Source organism: Thermohalobaculum sp. (assembly GCF_058622915.1).
The window spans coordinates 1-7,636 of record NZ_JBZSYN010000186.1 but is presented as its reverse complement, the minus strand read 5'-3'; the positions used below and the strand labels follow the sequence as shown (position 1 = coordinate 7,636).

Here is a 7,636-nt window from a genome sequence, read left to right as displayed (position 1 = left end):
CCTTCGCGCATCTCAATGTCGGCCTGGCGATCTTCGACAGCAGCCAGCGGCTGGCGCTGTTCAACCCCGCCCTGGTCGAGATGTGGCAGGCGGACCCGGCCTGGCTGGCGCAGCGCCCCGGCCTGCGCGAGATCGTCGACCGGCTGCGGGCCAACCGCCGCATTCCCGAGCCCGCCGACTTCCACGCCTGGCGGGCCCGGCTGACCGGGCTGTTCGACGACACCGAGGCCGTGGACTACGAGGAGCTGTGGCACCTCGCCGACGGCGTCGACATCCGCGTGCTGGCACGCCCGCACCCGCACGGCTCGCTCGCCTTCGTGTTCGAGGACGTGAGCGAGCGGCTGAAGCTGGAGCAGAGGTACCGGCACTCGATCGAACTCAGGCGCGCCACGCTGAACCGGCTGGAGGAGGGGCTGGCGGTGTTCGGCCCCGACGGGCGGCTGCAATTCGTCAATGCCGCCTTCCACGACATCTGGGGCACCGACGACGAGACCGTGCGCCCGATGCTGCATGTGCGCGAGCTGGTGCCGCTGATCGGCGGCATGACCGTGGAAACCGCGGCCTGGACCCGGATGCTGGGGTTCATCACCGGCTCGGGGGCGCGCCAGCCCTGGGGCACGCGCATGACGCTGGGCACCGGGCGCATCCTCGGCGCCCGCTTCGCCGGGCTGCCCGACGGCTCGACCATGGCGCTGTTCTTCGACGTCACCGACTCCGAGCGCTTCGCCCGCGCGCTGCGCGAGCGCAACGAGGCGCTGGAGGCAGCCGAGGAGATGCGCACCGCCGTGCTGGACCAGATCTCGCACCGGCTCAGGACGCCGCTGCACGCGATCTTCGGCTTCGGCCAGCTGATCGCCGACACGCGCTTCGCCAGCCTGAGCGAGACGCAGCAGGGCTATGCCAAGCAGATCCTCGAATCGGCGCGCCAGCTTCTGGCGGCGGTCGACGACGTGGCCGAGCTGGCGGCGCTCGAGGTCGACCCGATGGGCGACGACGACAGCGACCTGACGCTGGGCGAGACGCTGGCGCTGACCGTGCGGCTGCTGCAAAAGCGCGCCATCGAGCAGGGCGTGTCGCTCGAGCTGGCGCCGCCCGACACTGCGCTGCGCCCGGCCTGCGAGCCGGGCCGGCTGCGCCAGATCGTGTTCGGCCTGGCCACCGCGGCAATCGGCAGCTGCCGCGAGGAGAGCCGGGTCGAGATCGGCGCCCGCCGCGCCGGCTCTCAGATCGAGATACTTGTGTCGCTGGCGCCGCGCCTGCCACAGGCCACGGCCGGCGCGCCGCGGCAGTGCCCCAGCCTGCCCTTCATCCGCCGCCTGATCGACCAGGCGGGCGGCGAGATGCAGATCTCGGCCGCGCCGGGCACGAGCCGTCTGGTCGTGTCGTGCAGATTCCCCCCGGCCGACGAAGCCCGGAGCCGCGAACCGGTGCAAACCGCCGGCTGAGGCGCGGATCGCGCGGCATCGCCCGGGAGATCGGGCGCCGAGGGAGTGGCCGGGGGTATGTCCGGGGGTATGGCGCCAGCGATTTTCGCGCTAACAAGGGGGCGGATGAGCGCGCCACCGAAGCACCCGATGGAGCCCCCGACAAAAACCCCGGGCCGCGACCGTGCGGCGCCGGCCGGCCCCGCGTCGGCGCAGGCGCGGCACCGGGCGGAGCACCGGGCGGAGCACCGGGCGGAGCAACTGGCCGAGCAACTGGCGGAGCAACTGGCGGAGCAACTGGCGCAGGTGCTCCACCTGCCCGACGAGGCGGCGACGGCGCGGCTGGGCGCGGCGCTGGCGGCGTGGCTGGCGCCGGGCGACACGGTGCTGCTGTCAGGGCCGCTGGGTGCGGGCAAGTCGGCGCTGGCGCGTGCCGTGATCCAGGCGCTGATGGGCGCGCCGGAGGCCGAGATCCCCTCGCCCAGCTATACGCTGGTCAACGTCTACGAGACGCCGCGCGGGCCGGTCTGGCACGCCGACCTCTACCGCCTTGGCGGCGCCGCCGAGGAGATCGAGGAGCTGGGCCTTCTCGAGGCGATGGCCTCGGGCGCGGCGCTGGTGCTGGTGGAGTGGCCCGAGCGGCTGGGCACCGCCCTGCCCGGGCGGCGCATCGAGGTCGCGCTTTCGATGCCTGCGGCTGGCGGGCGCGACGCCGCCGTCACGCTGCACGGGCCGGAGCGCGAGCGGCTGGCGGCGATGCTGGAGCGGGGACGATGACGGGGGCAACCACGGGGGCAACCACGGGGGCGCGGGCGGCGCAGCTGGCGGCCTTCCTGGCCGCCGCCGGCCGGGCGGCTCAGGCGGCGCGGCCGCTGGCCGGCGACGCCTCGAACCGCCGCTATCTCAGGCTCGACGCCGCCGCCGGGCAGCCGGGGGCGGTGGTCATGGACGCACCGCCCGAGCGCGGCGAGGACGTGCGCCCGTTCCTCGCCATGACCCACTGGCTGCGCGCGCAGGGCCTCTCGGCGCCGGCGGTCCTGGCGGCGGACGCAGAGCGCGGATTTGTGCTGCTCGAGGACCTGGGCGACGCGCTGTTCACGCCGCTGCTGGCGCGCGCGCCCGGCCGCGAGGCCGCGCTTTACGGCGCGGCGGTGGACCTGCTGGCCGGGCTGGCCGCCATCCCCGCGCCCGCCGAGATCGGCCCGCCCGCAGCACGGCTGGCGCTCGCGCCCTACGACGCCGCGGTGCTGGCGCGCGAGGCGGCGCTCGTGCGCGAATGGTGGATGCCGGCGGCCGGCGCGCCGGTCTCGCCCGACATGGCGGCCGAGTTCGACGCGCTGCTGGCCGCGGCCACCGCCGCGGTCGCGGGCGCGCGCGAGGCGGTGGTGCTGCGCGACTATCACGCCGACAACCTGGTCTGGCTGCCCGGGCGCGCCGGCGCGGCGCGGGTGGGGCTGCTCGACTATCAGGACGCGCTGGCCGGGCACCCGGCCTATGACCTGGTCTCGCTTCTGGAGGACGCGCGGCGCGACACCGGCGAGGCGCTGCGCGCGAGCATGCTGGCGCGCTATCTGGAGCAGCGGCCGGGCCTGGACGCAGACGCCTTCCGCGCCGCCTATGCGGCGCTGGGCGCGCAGCGCAACCTCAAGATCGTCGGCATCTTCGCGCGGCTGGCGCTGCGCGACGGCAAGCCGCGCTATCTGGCGCTGATCCCGCGCGTGTGGGGGCATCTGGGGCGCGATCTGGCGCACCCGGCGCTGGCGCCGCTGGCGGCCTGGGTGGCGCGCCACGTGCCCGCGCCCGAGCCCGCCGCGCTGGCGCGCGTGGCCGCCGCGGCCCGCGCGCAGGCGGCGGCCACCGCCGAAGGGGCCGGACCCGGGACCGGACCCGGGGCCGCATCCGGGGCCGCATCCGGGGCCGCATCCGGGGCCGCGCCGTGACCCGGCCCGAGGCGGCGATGGTGCTGGCCGCGGGGCTGGGCACGCGCATGCGGCCGCTGACGCTGGGTTGCCCCAAGCCGCTGTTGCCGCTGGGCGGGCGGCCGATGATCGACCTCGTGCTCGACCACGCGGCGGCCGCCGGCGTGGCCCGCGCGGTGGTCAACCTGCACTATCTGGGCGACATGATCCGGGCGCATCTGGCCGGGCGCGCAGCGCCGCAAGTGGCGTTCTCCGAGGAGGCGCCCCAGATCCTCGACACCGGCGGCGGCATCGTGCAGGCGCTGCCGCTGTTGGGCCCGGCGCCCTTCTATGTCGCCAACAGCGACGCGGTCTGGCTGGGACCGAACCCGCTCGAGGCGCTGGCACGCGCCTGGCAGCCCGCGCGCATGGATGCGCTGTTGCTGCTGGTGGAGCGCGCACGCGCGCGCGCCCATGTGCGCCCGGGCGACTTCCACCTCGCGGCCGAGGGGGCGGCGCCGCGCCGGCGGGCCGCGCGCGAGGCCGCGCCGCTGGTCTATTCCGGCGCCCAGATCATCGCGCCCGGCGCCTTCGCCGGGGCGCCCGCAGGGGCGTTCTCGGTCAACCTGGTGTGGGACCGGCTGATCGCGGCGGGGCGGCTGGCGGCGGTGACCTATGCGGGCGGCTGGGTCGATGTGGGCACGCCCGCGGGGCTGGTCGAGGCCGAGGCGGCGCTGCGCGAGGCGCCGGCATGAGGCTGTTCGAGGCGCCCGCCGGCGAGGGCCGGCCCCGGGTCTTCGCCCTGCCCCCCGGCGCCGACTTCGCCGCCGCCTTCGCCGAGGGGCTCAGGCTCCGGGCCGCCGGCGCGCCGCCCGAGGCCATGGCGCGGGTCGAGGTGATGGTCAACACCCGGCGCGGGCTGCGCGCCATCGAGGACGCGCTGGCGGCGGGGGGCACGGCGCTGTTGCCCCGGCTGTCGCTGTTGTCCGAGCTGGGCGAGGACCCGCTGGCCGCGCCCGACCTTGCCCCGGCGATCGACCCGATGCGCCGCCAGCTGCGCCTCGCGCGGCTGGTCGAGGCCTATCTGGCCCGCGGCGAGGGGGCGCCGCCGAGCGCCGCGCCCGCGCTGGCCGAGGCGCTGGGCGGGCTGATCGACGCGCTGCAGGAGGAAGGGGTGGCGGCGGCGGCGCTCGACGGGCTGGTCGCGGGCGAGCTGCCCGCGGAGGCGGCGGCGCACTGGCAGGCGACGCTGCGCTTCATCGACATCGTGCGCCGGGCTTGGCCGGAGATCCGCGCCGAGGCGGAGGGCGGCGCGCTCGACCCCAAGGCGCGCCAGCGGCTGGTGATCGAGCGGCTGGTGGCGGGCTGGCGCGAGGCGCCGCCGCAGGCCCCCGTGATCGCCGCGGGCTCGACCGGCTCTGTGGCCTCGACCGCCGAGCTTCTGGCGGCCATCGCGCGCCTGCCGCAGGGCGCGGTGGTGCTGCCGGGCTTCGAGCCCGGCGTGGCGCCCGAGACCTGGCAGGCGATGGGGCCGGACCACCCGCTGGCGCCGTTCCGCCGGCTGCTGGGGCTGTTGCAGATCGAGCCCGCCGAGGTGGGCTGGTGGGCCGAGACGGACGAGACCCCGCGCCGGCGGCTGCTGGCCGAGGCGCTGCGCCCCGCCCCGGTGACCGATGCCTGGCAGCGCGCCGCCCCGGCACTGGAGACGGAGGCCGAGGCCGCAACCCGTGGGCTTACGCTGATCGAGGCGCCGACGCCGCGCCACGAGGCCGGCGCCATCGCGCTGGCGATCCGCCGCGCCTTGGAGACGCCGGACAAGCGCATCGCGCTGATCACGCCGGACGCGGCGCTGGCGCGGCGGGTCACCGCCGAGCTGGGCCGCTTGGGCGTGCGGCCCGACGACTCGCTGGGCCGGCCGCTGGCCGGGACCCCGCCCGGCGTGTTCCTCAGGCTGGTGGCCGAGGTGGCGGCGGGCGGCGCCGAGCCGGTGCGGCTGGCGGCGCTGATGGCCAACCCGCTGATGCGGCCGGGCATGGCGCGGGGCGCGCATCTGGCGCTGGCGCGGCGCTACGAGCTGGCGGTGCTGCGCGCCAAGCCCGAGCCGGGCGGAGCGCCGGGCCGCCTGCCCGGCTGGCCCGCCGAGCCCAAGCACCCGCCGCCCGCGGGCGGCGAGGCCTGGCGCGCGGGCGTCGAGGCGGCGTTGGCGCCCTTGGCCGCAGCGCTCGGAGGGGGCACGCTGGCCGCCGCCGTCGCCGCCCATGTCGCCGCCGCCGAGACGCTGAGCCGCGAGGGCGCCGAGGCCGAGCCGGAGGTCTGGCAAGCGGAGGCGGGCGAGGCGCTGATGCGCCTGATGGCGCGGCTTGCGCGCAACGCCGACGCGCATGGCGACGGCCCGGCGGGGGACTACCTGGCGCTGCTGGCGAGCCTCATGGGCCGCGAGAACCTGGCCCCCCCGGCCATCGAGCCGCACCCGCGCGTGGCCATCTGGGGCACGCAGGAGGCGCGCATCCAAAGCGTGGACCTCGCCATCCTGGGCGGGCTCAACGAGGGGGTCTGGCCGGCGGGGCCGGCGCCCGACCCCTGGCTCAGCCGGCCGATGCGCGCGGCGCTGGGGCTGCCCAGCCCGGACCTGGGCATCGGGCTCTCGGCGCACGACTTCGTGCAGGGCGCGGCGCGGGCCGAGGTGATCGTGACGCGGGCGCGCAAGGCCGAGGGCGCGCCAACGGTGGCCTCGCGCTGGCTGGTCAGGCTGGAGAACTTGATGGGCGGGGTGGGCGGCGGCGCGGCGCTGGCCGCCATGCGCGCGCGCGGCGCCGAGCTGGTGGCGCTGGCCGACGCGGTGCACCGGCCTCAGGCCACGGTGGCGCGCGCCCCGCGCCCCGCGCCGCGGCCCCCCGTCGCGGCGCGGCCGCGCCGGCTGTCGGTGACGCAGATCGAGACGCTGGTGCGCGACCCTTACGCGGTCTATGCCCGCCACGTGCTGGGCTTGGCGCCGCTCGACCCGCTGGGCCGGCCGCCCGATTACCTGCTGCGCGGCTCGGTCGTGCACGAGATCGTGCATGCCTTCGTCAAGCGCACCGAGGCGGGCCTGCCCGAGGGCGCGGCGGCGCAGGCGCTGTTTCTCGAGGTCGCGGGCGAGGTGCTGGCCCGCGAGGTGCCCTGGCCCGACATGCGGCGCATCTGGCGCGGCCGGCTGGCCCGGGTGGCGCCGTGGTTCGTCGCCTTCGAGCGCCGCCGCCGCGCCGCTGCCCGGCCGGCGGGGCTGGAGATCAAGGGCACGCTGGCGATCGAGCTGCCCGGCGGCCCCTTCACCATCTCGGCCCGGGCCGACCGGATCGACCGCTATGCCGACGGCGCCGGCGCGGTGATCGACTACAAGACCGGCAGCCCGCCCAGCGAAAAGCAGGTGGAGAAGGGCTTCAGCCAGCAGTTGCACCTGCAGGCGGCGATGCTGATGGCGGGCGGCTTTGCGCAGGTGGGCCCACTCTCGCCGCGCGAGGGCGCCTATGTCGGCCTGACGGGCAGCCGCGAGGGCGGCAAGCTGGTCGAGATGGCGATCACGCCCGAGGACGCGCGCGCGCATCTCGAGCACGTCGCGGCGCTGCTCGCCGCGTTCGACCGCGCCGAAACCCCTTACCTCTCCTGGGCGCGGCCGCAAAAGGAGGCCGACAGCGGCGACTACGACCATCTGGCGCGGCGCGGCGAGTGGCAGGGGAGCGAAGATGGCGACGCCTGAGCGCCCGATGCGGCCGACCGGGGCCCAGATCGCGGCCGCCGACCCCGGCGCCTCGGCCTGGGTGGCGGCGAATGCCGGCTCGGGCAAGACGCGGGTGCTGGCGCAGCGGGTGGCGCGGCTGCTGCTGGGCGGCGCGGCACCCGAGCGCATCCTGTGCCTCACCTACACCAAGGCGGCCGCGGCCGAGATGCAGACCCGGCTGTTCGCCATGCTGGGCGGCTGGGCCATGGCCGACGACGCGCGGCTGGGCGCCGAGCTGGCGGCGCTGACCGGCGCGGCGGTGGCGGTCGCGGACGCCGACGCGCTGGCCCGCGCGCGGCGGTTGTTCGCCCGGGCGCTGGAGACGCCGGGCGGGCTGAAGATCCAGACCATCCACGCCTTTTGCGACTCGCTGTTGCGCCGCTTCCCGCTCGAGGCCGGGGTCTCGCCGCGGTTTCAGGTGCTCGACGAGCGGCAGAAGGCGCTGATGCTGGACGCGATCCGCGCCGAGATGGCCGCGGAGGCCGAGCGGGGCGGAGGTGAAACGGGCGGGGATGGGGCGGATGCCTTCGGCCGCGTGGCGGCGCGGCTCAACGAGG

6 protein-coding genes are annotated in these 7,636 nt (G+C 76.9%); all 6 read left to right on the top strand.

All coding sequences use genetic code 11. The features are described 5' to 3' along the window. On the top strand, positions 1 to 1,445 hold a 1,445-nt coding region (locus AC32QD_RS14390; RefSeq protein ID WP_492011199.1), incomplete at its 5' end, for a PAS-domain containing protein. 105 nt (positions 1,446 to 1,550) lie between these two features. Continuing rightward, positions 1,551 to 2,201 (top strand): tRNA (adenosine(37)-N6)-threonylcarbamoyltransferase complex ATPase subunit type 1 TsaE, encoded by a 651-nt coding sequence (gene tsaE / locus AC32QD_RS14385; protein WP_492011198.1) that lies wholly within the window; start codon positions 1,551 to 1,553, stop codon positions 2,199 to 2,201. Beyond that, on the top strand, positions 2,198 to 3,364 hold the full coding sequence (locus tag AC32QD_RS14380) for an aminoglycoside phosphotransferase family protein (protein WP_492011197.1): 1,167 nt from the start codon (positions 2,198 to 2,200) through the stop codon (positions 3,362 to 3,364). The genes tsaE and AC32QD_RS14380 overlap by 4 nt, the downstream gene beginning before the upstream one ends. Then, a complete protein-coding gene (locus tag AC32QD_RS14375; RefSeq protein WP_492011196.1) occupies positions 3,361 to 4,077 on the top strand; it encodes a nucleotidyltransferase family protein in 717 nt (238 codons plus the stop codon). Before AC32QD_RS14380 ends, AC32QD_RS14375 begins: the two co-directional genes overlap by 4 nt. Continuing rightward, the gene (addB, locus tag AC32QD_RS14370; protein ID WP_492011195.1) at positions 4,074 to 7,058 is read left to right on the top strand and encodes a double-strand break repair protein AddB; all 2,985 of its coding nucleotides are present in this window, start codon (positions 4,074 to 4,076) and stop codon (positions 7,056 to 7,058) included. Before AC32QD_RS14375 ends, addB begins: the two co-directional genes overlap by 4 nt. Next, a partial coding sequence (locus tag AC32QD_RS14365) for a UvrD-helicase domain-containing protein (RefSeq protein ID WP_492011194.1) occupies positions 7,045 to 7,636 on the top strand: 592 nt, incomplete at its 3' end. The genes addB and AC32QD_RS14365, both read left to right, overlap by 14 nt.